This window comes from Enterobacter sp. Crenshaw (genome assembly GCF_024734705.1).
Classification (GTDB): domain Bacteria; phylum Pseudomonadota; class Gammaproteobacteria; order Enterobacterales; family Enterobacteriaceae; genus Enterobacter; species Enterobacter asburiae_B.
The window spans coordinates 4,611,090-4,632,138 of the sequence record NZ_CP102932.1 but is presented as its reverse complement, the minus strand read 5'-3'; the positions used below and the strand labels follow the sequence as shown (position 1 = coordinate 4,632,138).

The following is a 21,049-nucleotide window of genomic DNA, read 5'->3' as shown; positions in this document are numbered from 1 at the left end:
GGCGGACTCCACTCGAACAATAAAAGAAAACTATTGAATATTCATGATTGTTGGCGCACATCGACATGACCCTGTGCAAAAGGGTGATGTGCGAACCGCTATCTGCGGTTATACACTTCATCGTTCAAGCCGTCTCTGCGTTGGCTGCACTTGCTCGCCCCAGTCACGTACTTGTGTACGCTCCAGAGGACTCGCTCCTTTGCCGCCTTGATACAGCGTGAACGATTTTGTGTCATACCCGGCCAGGATCGCTGGATCCCGATCGGGACCGCGGATCATAGCCTAAACTGAGCCAGAGATCTTCTGTTTCTCACAGATTCTTCCCGATTTATCCACAGGAAGATCCGGAACCGGATAAGTGTAAACGATCCTGGCGCCAGTGCCCCACGATTTAGTCCGCATATTGGAAAAATTAATGAGCACAGACAATTTATTGCTTAAATGATCTAACGAAGATCCGGGACGATCCTTGCGCTTTGTTGGCGAGGCCGTATAATCCTCGACCCGGCGCGTGATGCTCATCTTCCTGCGTCGTCCGTTGCTCATTTTCCACGCGAAAACGTGCGGAAATACGCGGGAAATAAGGAAAGAGAATTGACTCCGGAGTGTACAATTATTACAATCCGGCCTCTTTAATCACCCACGCTGAGGCGTTAGTCGTTCGAAACTCGTTCGGGTATACGCAAAAGTCAGTGAATTTATTCAAGTTTAGGTAGAAATCGCCATGAAACGCACTTTTCAACCGTCTGTACTGAAGCGCAACCGTTCTCACGGCTTCCGTGCTCGTATGGCTACTAAAAATGGTCGTCAGGTTCTGGCACGTCGTCGTGCTAAAGGCCGCGCTCGTCTGACCGTTTCCAAGTAATAAAGCTAACCCCTGAGTGGTTAAGCTAGCATTTCCCAGGGAGTTACGTTTGTTAACTCCCGCTCATTTCACTTTCGTCTTCCAGCAGCCACTACGGGCTGGCACGCCGCAAATCACCATCCTCGGCCGCCAAAATTCGCTGGGGCATCCCCGCATCGGTCTCACAGTCGCCAAGAAAAATGTTAAGCGTGCGCATGAACGCAATCGGATTAAACGTCTGACGCGTGAAAGCTTCCGTTTACGTCAGCACGAACTGCCTTCAATGGATTTCGTGGTGGTGGCGAAGAAAGGGGTTGCCGACCTCGATAACCGTGCTCTCTCGGAAGCGTTGGAAAAATTATGGCGCCGCCACTGTCGCCTGGCTCACGGGTCCTGATAGCCCTCATTCGGGTCTATCAACGCCTGATTAGTCCGCTACTCGGGCCGCACTGCCGTTTCACACCAACATGCTCAAGCTACGGAATTGAGGCATTGCGCAGGTTTGGAGTGATAAAAGGCAGTTGGTTGACGGTGAAACGCGTATTAAAATGCCACCCTTTACACCCCGGTGGAGACGACCCCGTCCCCCCAGGACCCTTTGATACCAGAGAACACTAACGATGGATTCGCAACGCAATCTTCTTATCATCGCTTTGTTGTTCGTGTCTTTCATGATCTGGCAGGCATGGGAGCAGGATAAAAATCCTCAACCCCAGCAGCAGACCACGCAGACTACGACCACCGCAGCGGGTAGCGCCGCCGACCAGGGCGTACCGGCCAGTGGCCAGGGGAAACAGATTACGGTTAAGACCGATGTGCTTGAGCTGACAATCAACACCCGTGGTGGTGATGTTGAGCAGGCGCTGCTGTTGACCTACCCGAAAGAGCTGAAGTCTAACGAACCGTTCCAGTTACTGGAAACCACGCCTGAGTTTATCTACCAGGCGCAGAGCGGCCTGACCGGTCGTGATGGCCCGGATAACCCGGCTAACGGTGCGCGTCCACTGTATAACGTCGAGAGCGACACCTTTGTACTGGCTGATGGTCAGAACGAACTCGCGATCCCGATGACGTACACCGACGCCGCAGGCAACACCTTCACTAAAACCTTCACCCTGAAACGCGGTGAATATGCGGTGAACGTGGGCTACAGCGTACAGAACGCCAGTGCGAAACCACTGGAGCTGTCGACCTTTGGCCAGCTGAAGCAGTCCATCAATCTGCCGTCTCACCGTGACACCGGAAGCAGCAACTTTGCGCTGCATACCTTCCGTGGCGCGGCGTACTCCACGCCAGACGCGAAGTATGAGAAATACAAATTCGACACCATTGCCGATAACGAAAACCTGAACGTTAGTTCCAAAGGCGGTTGGGTTGCGATGCTGCAACAGTATTTCGCAACGGCCTGGATCCCAAACAACGACGGTACGAATAACTTCTATACCGCGAATCTGGGTAACGGTCTTGCAGCCATCGGCTACAAATCCCAGCCGGTTCTGGTTCAGCCGGGTCAAACCGGTAAGATGGCAAGCACCCTGTGGGTCGGCCCGGAAATTCAGGACAAAATGGCCGCTGTTGCGCCGCACCTGGATCTGACCGTCGATTACGGCTGGTTGTGGTTCATCTCTCAGCCGCTGTTTAAGCTGCTGAAGTTCATCCACAGCTTCCTGGGTAACTGGGGCTTCTCCATCATCGTTATCACCTTCATCGTTCGTGGCATCATGTACCCGCTGACTAAAGCGCAGTACACCTCCATGGCGAAGATGCGTATGCTGCAGCCGAAGATTGCGGCGATGCGTGAGCGTCTGGGCGATGACAAACAGCGTCAGAGCCAGGAAATGATGGCCCTGTATAAAGCAGAGAAAGTAAACCCACTGGGTGGTTGCTTCCCGCTGCTGATTCAGATGCCAATCTTCCTTGCGCTGTACTACATGCTGATGGGTTCCGTTGAGCTGCGCCATGCGCCGTTCGCACTGTGGATCCATGACCTGTCCGCACAGGACCCGTACTACATCCTGCCGATCCTGATGGGCGTGACGATGTTCTTCATCCAGAAGATGTCGCCGACCACCGTGACCGACCCGATGCAGCAGAAGATCATGACCTTTATGCCGGTCATCTTCACCGTGTTCTTCCTGTGGTTCCCGTCAGGTCTGGTGCTGTACTATATCGTCAGCAACCTGGTGACCATCATCCAGCAGCAGCTGATTTACCGTGGTCTGGAAAAACGTGGCCTGCATAGCCGCGAAAAGAAAAAGTCCTGATTCGGTAAGTTAACGCTAAAATAAGGGCGGTCGATTGACCGCCTTTTTTATTTGTATTGAACGAGACCAACCATGAGCCATAACGACACTATCGTCGCCCAGGCAACCCCACCGGGACGCGGTGGTGTAGGCATTCTGCGTATCTCCGGCCTGAAGGCGCGCGAGGTGGCCGAAGCGGTGCTGGGTAAACTGCCAAAGCCGCGCTACGCTGATTACCTGCCGTTTAAAGATACCGACGGCACGCCGCTGGACCAGGGCATTGCGCTGTGGTTCCCCGGCCCGAACTCCTTTACCGGCGAAGACGTGCTGGAGCTGCAGGGCCACGGCGGCCCGGTTATCCTCGACCTGCTGTTAAAACGTATCCTGACCCTGCCGGGCCTGCGCATTGCGAAGCCGGGCGAGTTCTCCGAGCGTGCCTTCCTCAACGACAAGCTCGACCTGGCGCAGGCAGAAGCGATTGCAGACCTGATCGACGCCAGTTCTGAACAGGCGGCCCGCTCCGCCCTGAACTCGCTGCAGGGGGCATTCTCCGCCCGCGTAAATCACCTTGTGGAAGCACTTACTCACCTGCGGATCTACGTGGAAGCGGCTATCGACTTCCCGGACGAGGAGATCGACTTCCTCTCTGACGGCAAAATCGAAGCGCAGCTCAACCAGGTGATGAACGATCTCGACGCCGTTCGTGCCGAAGCGCGCCAGGGCAGCCTGCTGCGTGAAGGGATGAAGGTCGTTATCGCCGGACGTCCTAACGCCGGGAAATCGAGCCTGCTGAACGCCCTGGCGGGCCGTGAAGCGGCAATCGTCACCGACATTGCCGGCACCACCCGCGACGTGCTCCGCGAGCATATCCACATTGACGGGATGCCGCTGCACATCATTGATACCGCCGGCCTGCGCGATGCCAGCGATGAAGTTGAGCGCATCGGTATCGAACGCGCCTGGCAGGAGATCGAGCAGGCAGACCGCGTGCTGTTTATGGTGGACGGCACCACGACCGACGCCGTTGACCCGGCAGAAATCTGGCCAGACTTTATCGCCCGTCTGCCGGCGAAACTGCCCATCACCGTGGTGCGTAACAAAGCGGACGTCACCGGCGAAACGTTGGGCATCAGCGATGTGAATGGTCACTCACTGATTCGCCTGTCGGCGCGTACCGGTGAAGGCGTTGACGACCTGCGCAACCATCTCAAGCAGAGCATGGGCTTTGACACCAGCATGGAAGGCGGCTTCCTGGCGCGTCGTCGTCACCTGCAGGCGCTGGAAGAGGCGGCGAACCACCTTGTTCAGGGTAAAGCGCAGCTGATCGGCGCGTGGGCGGGCGAACTGCTGGCGGAAGAGCTGCGTCTGGCGCAGCAGAATCTGAGCGAAATCACCGGGGAGTTTACGTCGGACGATCTGCTGGGACGGATCTTCTCGAGCTTCTGTATCGGTAAGTAAGGCCCGCTCACTGATGGTGATTTCCTCCCGGGAAATCACCATTGTCCAAATGGCAACTCGCCTAATCCCTTTTCACCCCCTATCCTGCATGCCTGCATCTATGGGGGGTTTATGGCGCGTTTTCTGTTTTGTAGTTTCGCATTAGTTCTGCTTTATCCGTCCGGCATTGATATGTATCTGGTGGGATTGCCGCACATCGCCCGCGATCTGGACGCCAGCGAGGCGCAGCTGCACATCGCGTTTTCGGCCTATCTTGCGGGGATGGCGTCGTCGATGGTCTTTGCCGGGAAGATCGCGGATAAGGCAGGCCGTCAGCCCGTCGCCATAACCGGCGCCATCATTTTTGCCCTGGCCTCTCTTCTCTGCTCACAGGCGCAAAACAGCACCTTGTTCCTGGCCGGACGGTTTATTCAGGGCATTGGAGCCGGTGGCTGCTACGTCGTCGCGTTTGCCATTTTGCGCGACACCTTAAGCGCCCAGCGTCGCGCCAAAGTGCTTTCGATGCTGAACGGTATTACCTGCATCATCCCGGTGCTGGCCCCGGTCGTGGGATATCTGATCATGCTGAAATTCCCGTGGCAGAGCCTGTTCTGGACCATGGCGGCGATGGGCGCGCTGGTGTTTGTCCTGTCCATCGCCGTGCTGAAAGAGACCCACCCGGGCTCGCAGAATACCAGTCATACCGCAGCCATTCACCCAGCCGAGAAGCTGCTTAACCGCTTTTTTCTCAGTCGTCTGGCCGTGACCACGTTAAGCGTGGCGGTGATCCTGACCTATGTAAACGTTTCCCCGGTTTTACTGATGGAAACCATGGGCTTCGATCGGGGTGAGTATTCAACGGTGATGGCATTAACCGCCATGGTCAGTATGGCAGTGTCGTTTTCTACCCCGTTTGCGCTAAATGTTTTTAGCCAGCGTACGTTGATGCTGACCTCACAGGTTTTATTCCTCACGGCAGGCGCGATCCTGGCAACCGCCAGCTCGCATGCGGTAATGCTGGCCGGCATTACCCTCATTTGCGCCGGGTTCTCGGTTGGCTTTGGCGTGGCGATGAGTCAGGCGCTTGGTCCCTTCTCGCTGCGGGCAGGCGTAGCAAGCTCGGTGCTGGGAATTGCGCAGGTCTGCGGCTCGTCGCTGTGGATTTGGCTGGCGGCGGTCATCGGGCTTAACGCGCTGAATATGCTGATCGGGGTTCTGATTGGCTGTAGCATACTGTGCATCACCTTACTTATGGTCATCCAGCCCGCGGCGCATTATGAAGAAGCCCATCAGCAGTCTCGATCTTAACCTGTTGCTGTGCCTGCAGCTTTTGCTGCAGGAGCGCAGCGTCACCAAAGCGGCGAAACGGATGAACGTGACGCCGTCTGCGGTGAGTAAATCGCTGGCCAAGCTGCGTGACTGGTTTGACGACCCGCTGTTTGTCAAAACGCCGTTGGGGCTGCTGCCGACCCCGCTGACGGTAAGCCTGGAGCAGGATCTGGCTGACTGGATGCAAATCGGCAACCAGATCCTCGATAAATTCCACCATGATTCCCCGGGCGGGCTAACGTTCGTGCTGGCCGCCGAAACGCCGTTGATGCTGATCCGCTTTAACGCCCTGCTGGAGCAGGTGAACCAGCGCTATCCGCAGGCTACGGTGAAGATGCGTCACTGGGATTACGACTCGCTGGACGCCATTACGCGTGGAGAGGTGGATCTGGGATTCACCGGACGCGAAACGCACCCGCGCTCGCGTGAATTGCTGAAGCTAATGCCGTGGTTCATCGACTATGAGATCCTGTTCAGCGACCGTCCGTGCGTGTATCTGCGTGAGGATCACCCCGCGCTACAGGACGAATGGAACCTAGAGACCTTCCTGCGCTACCCGCACATCAGCATCTTCTGGGAACGCAGCGACACCTGGGCACTGGACGAAGTGCTAAAGGAGATGGGGCGAGAGAGAAATATTGCCATGTGCGTGCCGGGCTTTGAGCAGTCGATGTTTATGGCGGCGCAGCCCGGCCATAACTATATCGCCACGGCTCCGCACTACTGCCATCACTACAATCAACTCCACCAGCGGAAGCTGATCGCGCTGCCCATTCCCATTGACGAAGCACAGGCTGAAAAGCTTACCGTTCCCTTCACGCTGATCTGGCATAAACGGAACAGCCATAATCCGAAAATCCTCTGGCTGCGGGAAACCATCAAGGCGCTGTACGGTGCCAGCGATCCAATTTTTGCCTAAGAAAATGTAAAGTTCGGTCCTGAGGCTTCTCTTACTCCCATTTACTGATTAAAACAGGAGTCAAGTTAAGCGATAATCATGTAACCGTTTAACCGATTACGACCATTATCAAGGAGCGAAAAATGGCTACGCACTTTGCAAGAGGGATACTTACGGAAGGACGTCTCGTATCGGCAAGAATTTCTTCAGCCTGTCACAATGAAGCACTCACTCTCCCGGAACACCGCAGAACGCGGTTTTTAGCTTCCCGGGCGCTTCTCGCAGAACTGCTGTTTATGCTGTACGGCACCAGCGAGCTGCCGGACATCATTACCCAACCCGAAGGTCGCCCGGTCTTTGCCGACCCGGATCTCCCTCGTTTTTCGATTGCCTACGCGGGCAATATCATTGGCGTCGCGCTGACCACCGAAGGGGATTGTGGGCTGGATATGGAACTTCAGCGCGCGACGCGTAGCTTCCATGGCGGTAATGCGCATGAAGACTATCCGCTCTCCAGCAATGAGAAGCTGTGGGTACGCAACCAGAACGATCCTGTCGAAGCCCGAGCCCAGCTCATTACCCTGCGCCAGAGCATCCGCAAGCTCTGTGGATGCGCCTCAGACGACGCCAGCCTGCTGCAGCTGCTGCCAGGCTCCGGACGTCTGCGTGCCACTCAGGCCACGCTGGTAGAGGCGCTCAGTGACGCAGAGGATGTGCTCATTTGGTCCATTGCGGTTACCCCCGCCATCGAACGCATGAAAATCTGGGAATTTGACAGCCAACAGGGATGGCGTAGCCTTCCTGATGTGCCCGAGCGCGCCAACGAGCCCGCCGCACGCCTGATGCGTTTAACCAGTTTACCGGCAGAAAAAGCATTCACCCTTAGCTGATCCAATCAGGGTCATCATGATGAAACAGGAGTAATCATGTCTGATACGTTGAAAGTAGTTACGTTACTGGGAAGCCTGCGCAAAGGTTCATTTAACGGGATGGTTGCCCGCACGCTGCCACAGCTGGCACCGGCAGGAATGGAAATTAGCGCCCTGCCGTCTATTGGCGATATTCCGCTGTATGACGCTGACGTACAGCAAGAAGAGGGTTTTCCGCAGAGCGTTGAGGCGCTGGCAGAGCAGATCCGCCAGGCCGACGGCGTGGTCATCGTCACGCCGGAGTACAACTATTCGGTTCCGGGTGGCCTGAAGAATGCCATCGACTGGCTGTCCCGCTTACCTGAGCAGCCGCTGGCAGGCAAGCCGGTGCTGATCCAGACCAGCTCAATGGGCGCGATTGGCGGCGCGCGCTGCCAGTATCATCTGCGCCAGATCCTGGTGTTCCTGGATGCGATGGTCATGAACAAGCCGGAATTTATGGGTGGTGTGATTCAGAACAAGGTCGACCCACAAACGGGTGAAGTGGTGGATCAGAGCACGCGCGATCATCTGTCTGGCCAGCTGACGGCGTTTGGGGATTATATTAAGCGGGTGAAGGCGTAAGCTTATTGCAGCCTGATGCCCTTACCCTGGCCCTCTCCCACAGGGAGAGGGAACAAACATTAAAGCCCTTTTCGAAGAAAAGGGCTTGCTGTTTATTTGGCGTCAATAAACACAATCTTCAGCACAAACAGCAGCGCCACAACGATGACGCAAGGGCTGAGGTCGCGGAAGCGGCCGGTACCGATCTTCATTACGCAGTAAGAGATAAAGCCCAGCGCGATACCTTCGGTAATCGAGAAGCTGAACGGCATCATCACGGCGGTAATAAACGCCGGCACCGCTTCGGTTAAATCATCCCACTTCACGCGTGACAGGCTGGAGGTCATCAGCACCCCCACATAGATCAGCGCGCCGGCTGCCGCATACGGAGGAACCATACCCGCCAGCGGAGAGAGGAAGATCACCAGCAGGAACAGAATACCCACAACCACCGCCGTCAGGCCGGTACGGCCGCCCACGGACACGCCGGAAGACGATTCAATGTACGCGGTAACGGACGAGGTTCCGATAAAAGCACCGGTCACAGAGGAGACGCTGTCCACAAACAGCGCCTGCTTCATGCGCGGGAATTTCCCTTTTTCATCCGCCAGGCCCGCTTTATCGGTCACGCCAATCAGCGTGCCGGAGGAGTCAAACAGGTTGACCAGCATGAAGGAGAAAATCACGCCCGCCAGGCCCAGGTTCAGGGAACCCGCCAGATCGACGTGACCAATCACGGTAGAGACGCTCGGTGGCGCGGAGACGATACCGTTATAGTGAACATCGCCCAGCATCCAGCCCAGCAGGGTGGTGACCACGATGGACACCAGCACCGCCGCGTGAATATTACGGGAAGCCAGGATAGCGATGATAAAGAAGCCCAGCACGCCCAGCAGCACGTTATGAGAGGTCAGGTGACCGATGCTCACCAGCGTGTCCGGGTTCGCCACGATAACGCCGGCGTTTTTCAGCCCCATCATACCGATGAACAGACCGATACCGCTGGTGATGCCCACGCGCAGGCTCACGGGAATGTTCGCAATCATCCAGTAACGTACGCGGAAAATGGTCAGCAGCAGCAGGCCAACCGCGCCCCAGAAGATGGCGCCCATGCCAACCTGCCACGGCAGCCCCATCGCCTGAACAACCACGAACGCGAAGAACGCATTCAGGCCCATCGCCGGTGCCAGCGCAACCGGCAGGTTAGCGAATACACCCATCAGGATGCTGCCAAGGGCCGCGATCAGACAGGTTGTAACGAAGACGGCGCTGGTATCCATGCCAGCAACGCCCAGAATTTGAGGGTTCACAAAAACGATATAGACCATCGTCAGGAAGGTGGTGAAACCAGCGATCACTTCGGTGCGTGCCGTTGTGCCGTGCTCGCGCAGTTTAAAAACGCGCTCAAGCAGACCCTGACCAGATGTCTGGGTAGTGTGTTGTTGACTCATCATCAATTCCGAACAAGGAGGGAAAATTCGTCGCTATCCTATACCAAAATGCGACAATAGTGGCGGTTACGTGATACTTTTTTCATTGATTTTGCTTATACGGCAACGATTGCGTGCCGGCGAACTGCCGTACGTAAACGTTAAACTTGTTAAAAGGGAAAGGCATGTCCGGAATTGAAGCGGTATTTTTCGACTGCGACGGTACGCTGGTCGACAGTGAGGTCATTTGTTCCCGCGCATATGTCACCATGTTCCAGGAATTTGGCATTACGCTGGAACTCGAAGAGGTGTTTAAACGCTTTAAGGGCGTGAAGCTCTACGAGATCATCGACATCATTAACGAAGAACACGGCGTGGATCTGGCGAAAGCGGATCTGGAACCGGTATACCGCGCCGAGGTCGCACGACTGTTCGACTCCGAGCTGGAGGTTATCTCCGGGGCTAACGCGTTGCTGGATGCGATGACGGTGCCAGTCTGCGTCGTTTCTAACGGCCCGGTCAGCAAAATGCAGCACTCGCTGGGCAAGCTTGAGATGTTGCACCATTTCCCGGAAAAACTGTTCAGCGGCTACGATATCCAGCGCTGGAAGCCAGACCCGGCGCTGATGTTCCATGCGGCAAAAGCGATGAACGTCAACGTAGAGAACTGTATTCTGGTGGATGACTCGTCTGCGGGCGCGCAGTCGGGGATTGATGCGGGGATGGAGGTGTTTTACTTCTGCGCCGACCCGCACAACAAGCCGATCGATCATCCCAACGTCACGACCTTTACCGATCTGGCGCAGCTGCCAGCGCTGTGGAAGGCGCGCGGGTGGGATATTACTCGCTGAGTTTTCCCCTCACCCCGACCCTCTCCCCTGGGGAGAGGGAGAAAACCGAATTGTCCCCTCTCCCTGTGGGAGAGGGTTAGGGTGAGGGTAAAATCACTCTTTCGGATCTTTACCCGCCAGCAGCTTGTCCAGCTCGTCGCCGCCCACGTGACGGAAGTCCTGACCTTTCACGAAGTAGAAGATGTATTCGCAAATGTTCTGGCAGCGGTCGCCGATACGCTCAATAGAGCGCGCGCAGAACAGGGCGGTCAGTACGCTTGGGATCGTACGTGAATCTTCCATCATGTAGGTCATCAGCTGACGCACGATGCCTTCATACTCCTGGTCGACCTTCTTGTCTTCACGGTAGATACGCACCGCTTCGTCCAGGTCCATACGCGCAAAAGCATCCAGCACATCGTGCAGCATCTGCACGGTGTGGCGGCCCAGCGACTCCAGGCTCACCAGCAGCGGCTGGTGCTGTTGAGAGAACTTCTCCAGCGCGGTGCGGCAGATTTTATCCGCAACGTCACCAATACGCTCCAGCTCGGCGATGGTTTTGATGATCGCCATTACCAGACGCAGATCGCTCGCCGTCGGCTGGCGTTTCGCGATAATGCGCACGCAGGCCTCGTCGATAGCGACTTCCATCATGTTGACGTTTTTGTCGCCTTCAATAACGCGCTTCGCCAGCTCGCTGTCCTGGTTGTGCATTGCCGTAATCGCATCAGAAAGCTGCTGCTCGACCATGCCGCCCATGGTCATTACCTGGGTGCGAATGCTTTCCAGCTCTGCGTTGAACTGGCCGGAAATGTGTTTATTAAGATTGAGGTTGTCCATGGTTTCTCCACATGCACTAAGGCAAATCAACCGTAGCGGCCAGTAATATAATCTTCGGTTTGTTTCTTCGCGGGCCTGGTGAACAGCGCGTCCGTATCGCTGAACTCAATCAACTCGCCCAGGTACATAAACGCCGTGTGATCGGAACAACGTGCAGCCTGCTGCATGTTATGGGTCACGATAACCACGGTGTAATCCTGCTTCAGCTCGGTGATCAGCTCTTCAATACGGCCGGTTGAGATCGGGTCCAGCGCTGAACACGGCTCATCCAGCAGCAACACTTCCGGGCGAATAGCAATACCGCGCGCAATGCACAGACGCTGCTGCTGACCACCGGAGAGAGAGTAACCGCTCTGGTGCAACTTATCTTTGGTTTCGTTCCATAATGCGGCCTTGGTCAAAGCCCACTGCACGCGCTCGTCCATATCGGCACGGGAGAGTTTTTCAAACAGACGCACGCCAAACGCGATGTTGTCATAAATCGACATCGGGAAAGGCGTTGGTTTCTGGAACACCATCCCCACTTTGGCGCGCAGCAGGGCGATATCCTGCGCCTGGGTCAGAATGTTTTCACCGTCCAGGATGATTTCACCCTCAGCGCGCTGCTCCGGATAGAGCGAATACATTTTGTTAAAGGTGCGCAGCAGCGTGGATTTCCCACAGCCGGACGGACCGATAAATGCCGTGACCTGGTTCTTCGCGATATCCAGGTTGATGTTCTTCAGGGCATGGAATTTGCCGTAGTAGAAGTTCAAATCACGAACCTGAATCTTACCCGGGGCAGTATCAACCATACTCATTGACTCATTTCCTCATTCGGCGCCGCGAGCTGCCGCGCCGTAAAAAATTAACCGTGTTTCTTCTTCGCGAAAATGACGCGCGCCAGAATGTTCAGCAACAGTACGCAAAGGGTAATGATCAGCACTCCGGCCCAGGCCAGCTGCTGCCATTCCGCGAATGGGCTCATCGCAAATTTAAAGATCGTCACCGGCAGGTTGGCGATCGGCTGCATCATGTCCGTGCTCCAGAACTGGTTGGAGAGAGACGTAAACAGCAGCGGCGCCGTTTCACCCGCGATACGCGCAACCGCCAGCAGGATACCGGTCATGATCCCGGAAACAGACGCCTTCAGCGTAATTGCAGAGATCATCTTCCATTTCGGCGTACCCAGCGCATAAGCCGCTTCGCGCAGGCTGTCCGGCACCAGTTTCAGCATGTTCTCGGTGGTACGAATAACAATCGGCACCTGCAGCAGCGCCAGGGCAATCACACCCGCCCAGCCCGAGAAGTGTTCCATCTGCGCCACCACCACGGTGTAAACAAACAGACCCACGACGATAGAAGGTGCAGACAGCAGAATGTCGTTGATGAAGCGAATGACTTCCGCCAGCCAGGATTTACGACCGTATTCAGCCAGGTAGATACCCGCCATGATGCCCAGCGGCGTGCCGAAGACCGTCGCCCAGAGGATCAACAAGCCGCTGCCCGCCAGGGCATTCGCCAGGCCACCACCCGCAGTGTTCGGCGGCGGCGTCATTTCGGTGAACAGCGACAGTGACATCCCGTCAATCCCGCGAACGACCGTCGAGAAGAGGATCCAGACCAGCCAGAACAGGCCGAACGCCATTGTCGCCATAGAGAGCGACAGGGCAATACGGTTTTTCATGCGGCGTCTGGCCTGCATTTTGCGGCGGGATTCCGCCAGTTCAGCGGTAGCTTGCATTTCGAGAGTTGCCATTAGCGTGCCCCCTCATTTTTAGCGAGGCGCATAATCATCAGCTTGGAAATCGCCAGAACAATGAAGGTGATAACGAACAGAATCAGACCCAGCTCCATCAGCGCCGCCACGTGCAGCCCGGATTCCGCTTCCGCAAATTCATTCGCCAGCGCCGAGGTAATACTGTTACCCGGCATGTAGAGCGACGCGCTGTCGAGCTGGTAGGTGTTACCGATGATAAAGGTGACCGCCATGGTTTCACCCAGCGCACGACCCAGACCCAGCATCACGCCCCCGATCACCCCATTTTTGGTGAACGGAAGGACAATGCGCCAGATAACTTCCCAGGTGGTGCAACCGATACCGTAGGCCGACTCTTTCATCATCACCGGCGTTTGTTCGAAGACATCGCGCATAACCGCCGCAATGTACGGAATAATCATGATGGCGAGGATCACACCTGCCGCCAGAATGCCGATACCGAAAGCCGGGCCAGAGAAAAGGGCACCCACAAACGGAATGGCGGAAAGCACGTTACCGACCGGTTCCTGGAAATACGTGGCGAACAGCGGAGCAAAGATGAACAGACCCCACATGCCGTAAACGATACTTGGAATAGCCGCCAGCAGTTCGATGGCAATACCCAGCGGGCGTCGCAGCCAGCCCGGTGCCAGCTCCGTCAGGAACAGGGCAATACCAAAGCTCACCGGAACCGCAATCAGCAGGGCGATGAACGAGGTCATCAGCGTGCCGTAAATCGGCACCAGGGCACCGTAGATGTCGTTCGGCGCGTCCCACTCTTTGGTCCACAGGAAGGAAAAACCGAATTTCTGGATGCTCGGCCATGAGGAGAAAATCAGAGACACGATAATGCCGCCCAGCAGCAATAGCACAATCAGCGCAGCCAGTTTCACCAGCGCGCTGAAAATCATGTCACCTTTTTTACCCGGAGGGTTAAATGCAGGCTTGGTTGCAGCCATAAATTACTCTTCTGTTTGAGACGTTTTTACGAATATGCCCGGTGGCGCTGACGCTTACCGGGCCTACAGCTTAAACCGTAGGGCGGGTAAGCATAGCGCCACCCGCCATCTTCGTTAAATATATCCTGTTAGTACAGCGCTTTACCGCTGCTGTCTTTCACGTTGGTTTTCCATGCAGCGCGAATCTGCTCAACCACGTTGTCCGGCAGGGTGGCGTAATCCAGGGCGTTAGCCTGTTTGCCGCCGTTTTTGTACGCCCAGTCGAAGAACTTCAGCACTTCGGCGCCCTGCTCAGGTTTCTTCTGCTCTTTGTGAACCAGAATGAAGGTGGTAGAGGTGATTGGCCACGCACCTTCGCCTTTCTGGTTAGTCAGATCCTGCGCGAAGGATTTGCTCCAGTCAGCGCCTTTCGCCGCGTTAGCAAAGTTCTCTTCGGTCGGGCTAACCGGTTTGCCGTCGGCTGAAACCAGTTTGGTGTAGGACAGGTTGTTCTGCTTAGCGTACGCATACTCTACGTAACCAATTGAGCCAGGCAGACGCTGTACGAACGCGGCGATACCGTCGTTACCCTTACCGCCCAGACCGGTTGGCCAGTTAACGGTAGAGCCGGAGCCGACTTTAGATTTCCACTCTTCGTTCACTTTTGCCAGGTAGCTGGTGAACACGAAAGAGGTACCGGAACCATCCGCGCGGCGAACCACGGCGATGTTCTGAGAAGGCAGCTTCAGGCCTGGGTTGAGTTTAGCGATCGCTTCGTCATCCCATTTTTTGATTTTGCCCAGGTAGATGTCACCCAGCGTTTTGCCATCCAGCACCAGCTCACCCGACTTCACGCCCGGCAGGTTGATGGCCAGAACCACACCGCCGATCACGGTAGGGAACTGGAACAGGCCTTCCTGAGCCAGCTTGTCATCAGACAGCGGAGCGTCTGATGCGCCGAAATCAACAGTGTTCGCGGTAATTTGTTTAACGCCACCGGAGGAGCCGATACCCTGATAGTTAACCTTGTTACCGGTTTCTTTCTGGTAGGTATCCGCCCATTTGGCATACACCGGCGCAGGGAAGGTTGCACCAGCGCCAGTCAGGCTTGCTTCTGCAAATACAGAGAACGCGCTCAGAGATAAGGTCGCGGCGACAACAGTTGCGACAGTGGTACGCATAACTTTCATAATGTCTCCTGCAAGATTTTCGTAAATCGTTGTTTAGTGGCTACGATGAGCAAAATAGGACAAACAGGTGACAGATAAATGTACGAATTATGACAGTTTTATGACAACGTAAATTTCACTTAAAAACAAGCAAAAGAAAGCTTATTTTTCATCGCGTTAGCCGCTTTTATGACAAGACGTTTTCTGAAATGTTTTCTTTATGTGACACTGAAAAAAGTAGCTGAAGATGACAAAATGTCATTATTAAAAACGAGAAAGGATTGATTAAAAACAAGCCGGGCAGGATAAAAAGGCTCCACCCGAAGGTGGAGCCTGAAGGGATTATTCTACGGTAACCGATTTCGCCAGGTTACGCGGCTGGTCAACGTCGGTGCCTTTGATCAGCGCAACGTGATAAGCCAGCAGCTGCAGCGGAACGGTGTAGAAGATTGGTGCAATCACCTCTTCCACATGCGGCATCTCGATAATGTGCATGTTGTCGTTGCTGACGAAACCGGCATCTTTGTCGGCGAAGACGTATAGAACGCCGCCGCGGGCACGCACTTCTTCGATGTTAGACTTCAGTTTTTCCAGCAGTTCGTTGTTTGGTGCCACAACGATGACCGGCATATCCGCGTCAATCAGCGCCAGCGGGCCGTGCTTCAGCTCGCCAGCCGCATAGGCTTCAGCGTGAATGTAGGAGATCTCTTTCAGCTTCAGCGCGCCTTCCAGCGCAATCGGATACTGATCGCCACGACCCAGGAACAGGGCGTGATGTTTGTCGGAGAAATCTTCCGCCAGCGCTTCAATGCGTTTGTCCTGAGACAGCATCTGCTCAATACGGCTCGGCAGCGCCTGCAGGCCGTGAACGATGTCGTGCTCAATGGACGCATCTTCACCTTTCAGACGCGCCAGCTTCGCCACCAGCATCAGCAGAACGGTCAGCTGAGTGGTAAACGCTTTGGTGGAGGCCACACCGATTTCTGTGCCCGCTTTGGTCATTAGCGCCAGATCGGATTCACGCACCAGCGAGGAGCCAGGAACGTTACAGATGGCCAGAGAGCCCAGGTAACCCAGCTCTTTAGACAGACGCAGAGCTGCCAGCGTATCCGCCGTTTCGCCGGACTGGGAAAGGGTGATCATCAGGCTGTTACGACGCACCGCGGATTTGCGATAGCGGAATTCAGACGCGATTTCCACATCGCACGGCACGCCCGCCAGGGATTCAAACCAGTAGCGAGAAACCATACCGGAGTTGTAAGAGGTGCCGCAGGCCACGATCTGAATATGCTCGACCTTGCCGAGCAGTTCGTTCGCGTTTGCGCCCAGCTCGCTCAGGTCAACCTCACCGTGGCTGATACGCCCGGTCAGCGTGTTTTTGATGGCGTTTGGCTGCTCGTAAATCTCTTTCTGCATGTAGTGACGGTAAGCGCCTTTGTCGCCCGCGTCGTACTGCAGATTCGATTCGATCTCCTGACGTTTCACCTGCTCGCCTTTGGTATCGAAGACGGTCACGCTGCGACGGGTCACTTCCGCGATATCACCCTCTTCGAGGAAGATAAAGCGACGGGTGACCGGCAGGAGCGCCAGCTGGTCAGAAGCGATGAAGTTTTCGCCCATGCCCAGACCGATAACCATCGGGCTACCGGAACGCGCGGCCAGCAATGTGGACGGATCGCGGGAATCCATGATCACCGTACCGTACGCACCGCGCAGCTGAGGGATAGCACGCAGCACCGCATCACGCAGTGTACCGCCCTGCTCCAGCTCCCAGTGCACCAGGTGAGCAATCACTTCGGTGTCAGTTTCAGAGACGAAGGTGTAGCCGCGCGCTTTCAGTTCTTCGCGCAGCGGTTCGTGGTTTTCGATAATGCCGTTGTGCACGACCACGATGTGTTCAGACACATGCGGGTGCGCGTTACCTTCAGACGGTTCGCCGTGCGTCGCCCAGCGGGTGTGCGCAATACCGGTACCACCGTGCAGCGGATGTTCTTCCGCGGCCTGGGCCAGCATCTGCACTTTACCGAGACGACGCAGACGGGTCATATGGCCTTCTGCATCGACGACAGCCAGACCGGCTGAGTCGTAACCACGGTATTCCAGACGACGTAAACCTTCGAGAAGGATTTCAGCAATATCACGCTGCGCAACTGCGCCAACAATTCCACACATAATTTTAGATTCCGAATTTAGGCATTATGCCTGCGTTGTCGCTGACCTGTATTTTCCCTGCGTCTTTCACGCTGCGGCTGCGTTGGCTTCTCGTACTCGCCACGGTCACTTACTTAAGTAAGCTCCCATGGACTCATACGCTTGCCGCCTTGCCACAACGCGAAATCCTTTGGGTAACGCCCTTTCCGGGCACCCCGAGCCTTGTAGAGAGTGGGGTTATTTTTATGGGTACTGCTTGTGGGGGGAGGATTATATTATCCCCTCACCCCGGCCCTCTCCCCAAAGGGGCGAGGGAGAAAAACACCGCACCGAACGATCCCCTCTCCCCTGTGGGGAGAGGGTTAGGGTGAGGGGTAAATCCGTTACTTTTTCTTCACCGGGCGTTTCCAGCCCTGCTTGCTGACCTGCGGCACGCGGCTTAACACCAGCTCGTTCTCGGCCACATCGCGCGTAACGGTTGTTCCGGCGGCGATAGTCACCCCGTTACCCACGGTAACAGGCGCCACCAGCTGCGTATCGGAGCCAACGAACACGTCGTCACCGATGATGGTTTTAAACTTATTCGCACCGTCATAGTTACAGGTAATAGTCCCTGCACCAATATTCACGTTATTGCCAATTTCCGCGTCGCCCAGATAGGTCAGATGACCGGCTTTCGAGCCTTTACCCAGACGCGCTTTTTTCATTTCCACGAAGTTACCCACGTGAGCGCCTTCCAGCAGCTCAGCGCCCGGGCGCAGACGCGCAAACGGGCCGATGGTACAGGCCGCATCCAGACGAGCATCTTCTACCACGCTGTACGGGCTGATTTCGCAGTCGTCGCCGATGACGCTGTTTTTAATCACGCAGCCGGCGCCAATTTTGACGCGATTGCCCAGCGTGACGTGACCTTCGAGGATAACGTTCGTATCAATTTCAACGTCACGACCATGAGATAACGAACCACGCAGATCGAAACGCGCCGGATCGCGCAGCATCACGCCCGCCAGCAGCAGTTTTTCGGCCTGCTCGGACTGATAAACGCGCTCCAGGCGGGAAAGCTGAAGACGGTTATTCACCCCTTCGGTTTCGCTGATGCGCGCCGGATGAACCGCCGCAATCTCACGTCCTTCCTGGTACGCCATCGCAATGATGTCGGTGATGTAGAATTCACCCTGCACGTTGTTGTTGTTGAGCTGAGACAGCCAGCGCTTCATGTCCGCGCCATTGGCAATCAGAATACCGGTGTTGGTCTCCTGAATCTGGCGCTGTTCGTCGCTGGCATCTTTATGCTCAACAATACCCGTGACGTTGCCGTTTTCACGGGTGATGCGGCCATAACCGCTTGGATCGTCCAGCACGACGGTCAACAAACCGATACCGCCCTGCGGTTTGGCTTCACGAAGGCGAGTCAGGGTTTCAACGGAGATCAGCGGGACATCGCCGTAGAGCATCAAAATGTCTTCGTCATCCGCAAAGAAAGGCGCAGCCTGCTGCATCGCATGGCCTGTGCCCAGCTGTTCGGCCTGAAGCACCCAGTTGAGCTTGTCATCGCTCAGCGTCTTTTTAAGCAGATCGCCGCCGTGGCCGTAGACCAGGTGGACCTGACCGGCACCCAGTTCGTTCGCTGCATCAATGACATGCTGCACCATTGGCTTTCCTGCAAGCGTGTGGAGCACCTTAGGCAGATCGGAATACATGCGGGTCCCTTTGCCAGCGGCAAGGATCACCACGCTCATCGCACTGTTTGACATACGCATCCTGACGGTAGTTTGAGTGTGAAGTAAAAACGTTTGATGCTTAAAATTCTACATCTTTTTCATCATGAATTAAGGCCGAAAAAAAAAGCCAGCCTGGTATCCAGACTGGCTTTTGTGCTTTTCAAGCCGGTGTTACATCGCTTTTTTGGTCAACTCGATAACGCGCAGTTTCGCGATCGCTTTGGCCAGCTCCGCAGACGCCTGAGCGTAATCCACGTCACCATGAGAGCTGCTAATGTGCTCTTCAGCCTTACGCTTCGATTCCAGGGCTCGCGCTTCGTCGAGATCCTGTCCACGGATAGCGGTATCGGCCAGAACGGTCACACTGCCAGGCTGCACTTCAAGAATGCCGCCGGAGAGATAGATAAACTCTTCGTGACCGAACTGTTTAACGATGCGGATCATACCAGGCTTAATGGCGGTGAGCAGCGGTGCGTGACCCGGGAAAATACCCAGTTCACCTTCACTACCCGTTACCTGGATTTTCTCGACCAGACCAGAGAACATTTGTTGCTCTGCGCTGACGACGTCCAGGTGGTAAGTCATTGCCATATCACCCTCCGATTAAGGCGTTAAAGTTTTTTGGCTTTTTCCACGGCTTCGTCGATGGAACCAACCATGTAGAACGCCTGCTCCGGCAGGTGATCGTATTCGCCTTCCATGATGCCTTTAAAGCCACGGATGGTGTCTTTCAGGGAAACGTATTTACCCGGAGAACCGGTGAATACTTCCGCAACGAAGAACGGCTGGGACAGGAAGCGCTGGATCTTACGCGCACGTGCTACCACCAGTTTGTCTTCTTCAGACAGTTCATCCATACCCAGGATGGCGATGATGTCTTTCAGTTCCTGGTAACGCTGCAGCAGGGACTGTACGCCACGCGCGGTGTCGTAGTGTTCCTGACCAACAACCAGTGGATCCAGCTGACGGCTGGTGGAGTCCAGCGGGTCAACGGCCGGGTAGATACCCAGAGACGCGATCTGACGGCTCAGTACCACGGTTGCATCTAAGTGCGCAAAGGTGGTTGCTGGAGATGGGTCAGTCAAGTCATCCGCAGGTACGTATACCGCCTGAACGGAGGTGATAGAACCGGTTTTGGTAGAGGTGATACGTTCCTGAAGAACACCCATCTCTTCCGCCAGCGTAGGCTGATAACCTACCGCTGAAGGCATACGACCCAGCAGTGCAGATACTTCCGTACCGGCCAGGGTGTAACGGTAGATGTTATCAACGAACAGCAGAACGTCACGGCCTTCATCACGGAACTTCTCAGCCATCGTCAGACCGGTCAGCGCAACGCGCAGACGGTTTCCAGGTGGCTCGTTCATCTGGCCGTAAACCAGGGATACTTTGTCCAGAACGTTGGAGTCGGTCATTTCGTGGTAGAAGTCGTTACCCTCACGAGTACGTTCACCTACGCCCGCAAACACGGAATAACCGGAGTGCTCGATCGCGATGTTACGGATCAGCTCCATCATGTTTACGGTTTTACCAACACCCGCACCACCGAACAGACCGACTTTACCGCCCTTCGCGAACGGACACATCAGGTCGATAACTTTGATACCGGTTTCCAGCAGTTCCTGAGAGCTGGACAGCTCTTCGTAGGAAGGTGCCGCGCGGTGGATAGCCCAACGCTCTTCTTCACCGATGTCGCCTTTCATGTCGATTGGCTGACCCAATACGTTCATGATACGACCCAGTGTTGCTTTACCTACCGGGACTTCAATCGGGTGCTCAAGGTCTTTTACTTCCAGACCACGACGCAGACCGTCGGAAGAACCCATCGCGATGGTACGCACGATACCGCCGCCGAGCTGCTGCTGAACTTCCAGCACCAGGCTCTCGTTACCATTCTGTACCTCAAGCGCGTCGTACACGCGTGGTACGGCGTCCTGAGGGAACTCGACGTCCACCACGGCGCCGATTACCTGGACAATCTTTCCAGTAGCCATCTTGAATCCTCTACG

20 protein-coding genes are annotated in these 21,049 nt (G+C 55.6%); 10 read left to right on the top strand and 10 right to left on the bottom strand.

The annotated features are described in order from the left end of the window. Positions 1 to 724 precede the first annotated feature (724 nt). From rpmH to NWV12_RS22030, 9 genes are all read left to right on the top strand, one after another. The gene (rpmH, locus tag NWV12_RS22070) at positions 725 to 865 is read left to right on the top strand and encodes a 50S ribosomal protein L34 (protein ID WP_000831330.1); all 141 of its coding nucleotides are present in this window, start codon (positions 725 to 727) and stop codon (positions 863 to 865) included. Between the two features lie 16 nt (positions 866 to 881). Next, entirely contained in the window at positions 882 to 1,241 is a 360-nt protein-coding gene (gene rnpA, locus NWV12_RS22065; RefSeq protein WP_032640303.1) for a ribonuclease P protein component, read from the top strand. Beyond that, positions 1,205 to 1,462 (top strand): membrane protein insertion efficiency factor YidD, encoded by a 258-nt coding sequence (gene yidD / locus NWV12_RS22060; RefSeq protein ID WP_001307474.1) that lies wholly within the window; start codon positions 1,205 to 1,207, stop codon positions 1,460 to 1,462. Before rnpA ends, yidD begins: the two co-directional genes overlap by 37 nt. 2 nt (positions 1,463 to 1,464) lie before the next feature. Continuing rightward, entirely contained in the window at positions 1,465 to 3,108 is a 1,644-nt protein-coding gene (gene yidC / locus NWV12_RS22055) for a membrane protein insertase YidC (RefSeq protein WP_033144356.1), read from the top strand. A gap of 72 nt (positions 3,109 to 3,180) precedes the next feature. Then, a complete protein-coding gene (gene mnmE / locus NWV12_RS22050) occupies positions 3,181 to 4,545 on the top strand; it encodes a tRNA uridine-5-carboxymethylaminomethyl(34) synthesis GTPase MnmE (RefSeq protein WP_023333930.1) in 1,365 nt (454 codons plus the stop codon). 111 nt (positions 4,546 to 4,656) lie between these two features. Continuing rightward, positions 4,657 to 5,832, top strand: a complete 1,176-nt coding sequence (locus tag NWV12_RS22045; RefSeq protein WP_048981399.1) for an MFS transporter — start codon at positions 4,657 to 4,659, stop codon at positions 5,830 to 5,832. After that, complete coding sequence (yidZ, locus tag NWV12_RS22040; RefSeq protein WP_047173131.1) at positions 5,801 to 6,772, top strand: HTH-type transcriptional regulator YidZ; 972 nt, start codon at positions 5,801 to 5,803, stop codon at positions 6,770 to 6,772. Before NWV12_RS22045 ends, yidZ begins: the two co-directional genes overlap by 32 nt. Before the next feature lie 122 nt (positions 6,773 to 6,894). Then, positions 6,895 to 7,641 carry a 4'-phosphopantetheinyl transferase superfamily protein gene (locus tag NWV12_RS22035; protein ID WP_048981398.1) on the top strand — a complete coding sequence of 249 codons (747 nt, stop codon included), beginning with the start codon at positions 6,895 to 6,897 and terminating at the stop codon, positions 7,639 to 7,641. Positions 7,642 to 7,677: 36 nt separating this feature from the next. Then, entirely contained in the window at positions 7,678 to 8,244 is a 567-nt protein-coding gene (locus NWV12_RS22030; RefSeq protein ID WP_023309798.1) for an NADPH-dependent FMN reductase, read from the top strand. 92 nt (positions 8,245 to 8,336) lie between these two features. On the opposite strand, the gene adeP is transcribed toward NWV12_RS22030, so the two are convergent. Next, complete coding sequence (adeP, locus tag NWV12_RS22025) at positions 8,337 to 9,674, bottom strand: adenine permease AdeP (protein WP_023309797.1); 1,338 nt, start codon at positions 9,672 to 9,674, stop codon at positions 8,337 to 8,339. Positions 9,675 to 9,838: 164 nt separating this feature from the next. Between adeP and yieH the strand changes: the two genes are divergently transcribed. Then, positions 9,839 to 10,504: a 6-phosphogluconate phosphatase gene (gene yieH, locus NWV12_RS22020; protein WP_045888256.1), complete on the top strand. Its 666-nt coding sequence runs from the start codon at positions 9,839 to 9,841 to the stop codon at positions 10,502 to 10,504. Between the two features lie 93 nt (positions 10,505 to 10,597). Here the strand turns inward: yieH and phoU are convergent, their stop codons facing one another. The 9 genes from phoU to atpD all read right to left on the bottom strand — a co-directional run bounded on the left by phoU (position 10,598) and on the right by atpD (position 21,034). Further along, positions 10,598 to 11,323, bottom strand: a complete 726-nt coding sequence (gene phoU, locus NWV12_RS22015; protein ID WP_008500182.1) for a phosphate signaling complex protein PhoU — start codon at positions 11,321 to 11,323, stop codon at positions 10,598 to 10,600. Positions 11,324 to 11,349: 26 nt separating this feature from the next. Next, positions 11,350 to 12,123 carry a phosphate ABC transporter ATP-binding protein PstB gene (gene pstB / locus NWV12_RS22010; RefSeq protein ID WP_010426574.1) on the bottom strand — a complete coding sequence of 258 codons (774 nt, stop codon included), beginning with the start codon at positions 12,121 to 12,123 and terminating at the stop codon, positions 11,350 to 11,352. Positions 12,124 to 12,170: 47 nt separating this feature from the next. Then, the gene (pstA, locus tag NWV12_RS22005) at positions 12,171 to 13,061 is read right to left on the bottom strand and encodes a phosphate ABC transporter permease PstA (RefSeq protein ID WP_023309794.1); all 891 of its coding nucleotides are present in this window, start codon (positions 13,059 to 13,061) and stop codon (positions 12,171 to 12,173) included. Beyond that, positions 13,061 to 14,020 carry a phosphate ABC transporter permease PstC gene (pstC, locus tag NWV12_RS22000; protein ID WP_024907883.1) on the bottom strand — a complete coding sequence of 320 codons (960 nt, stop codon included), beginning with the start codon at positions 14,018 to 14,020 and terminating at the stop codon, positions 13,061 to 13,063. Before pstC ends, pstA begins: the two co-directional genes overlap by 1 nt. A gap of 128 nt (positions 14,021 to 14,148) precedes the next feature. Continuing rightward, positions 14,149 to 15,189, bottom strand: a complete 1,041-nt coding sequence (gene pstS, locus NWV12_RS21995; RefSeq protein WP_008500186.1) for a phosphate ABC transporter substrate-binding protein PstS — start codon at positions 15,187 to 15,189, stop codon at positions 14,149 to 14,151. 321 nt (positions 15,190 to 15,510) lie between these two features. Beyond that, positions 15,511 to 17,340 (bottom strand): glutamine--fructose-6-phosphate transaminase (isomerizing), encoded by a 1,830-nt coding sequence (gene glmS, locus NWV12_RS21990; RefSeq protein ID WP_048981397.1) that lies wholly within the window; start codon positions 17,338 to 17,340, stop codon positions 15,511 to 15,513. 362 nt (positions 17,341 to 17,702) lie between these two features. Beyond that, entirely contained in the window at positions 17,703 to 19,073 is a 1,371-nt protein-coding gene (glmU, locus tag NWV12_RS21985; protein ID WP_048981396.1) for a bifunctional UDP-N-acetylglucosamine diphosphorylase/glucosamine-1-phosphate N-acetyltransferase GlmU, read from the bottom strand. Between the two features lie 138 nt (positions 19,074 to 19,211). Then, positions 19,212 to 19,631, bottom strand: a complete 420-nt coding sequence (locus NWV12_RS21980; protein ID WP_006177560.1) for a F0F1 ATP synthase subunit epsilon — start codon at positions 19,629 to 19,631, stop codon at positions 19,212 to 19,214. Between the two features lie 20 nt (positions 19,632 to 19,651). Then, positions 19,652 to 21,034 (bottom strand): F0F1 ATP synthase subunit beta, encoded by a 1,383-nt coding sequence (atpD, locus tag NWV12_RS21975; protein ID WP_006177559.1) that lies wholly within the window; start codon positions 21,032 to 21,034, stop codon positions 19,652 to 19,654. Positions 21,035 to 21,049: the final 15 nt, after the last annotated feature.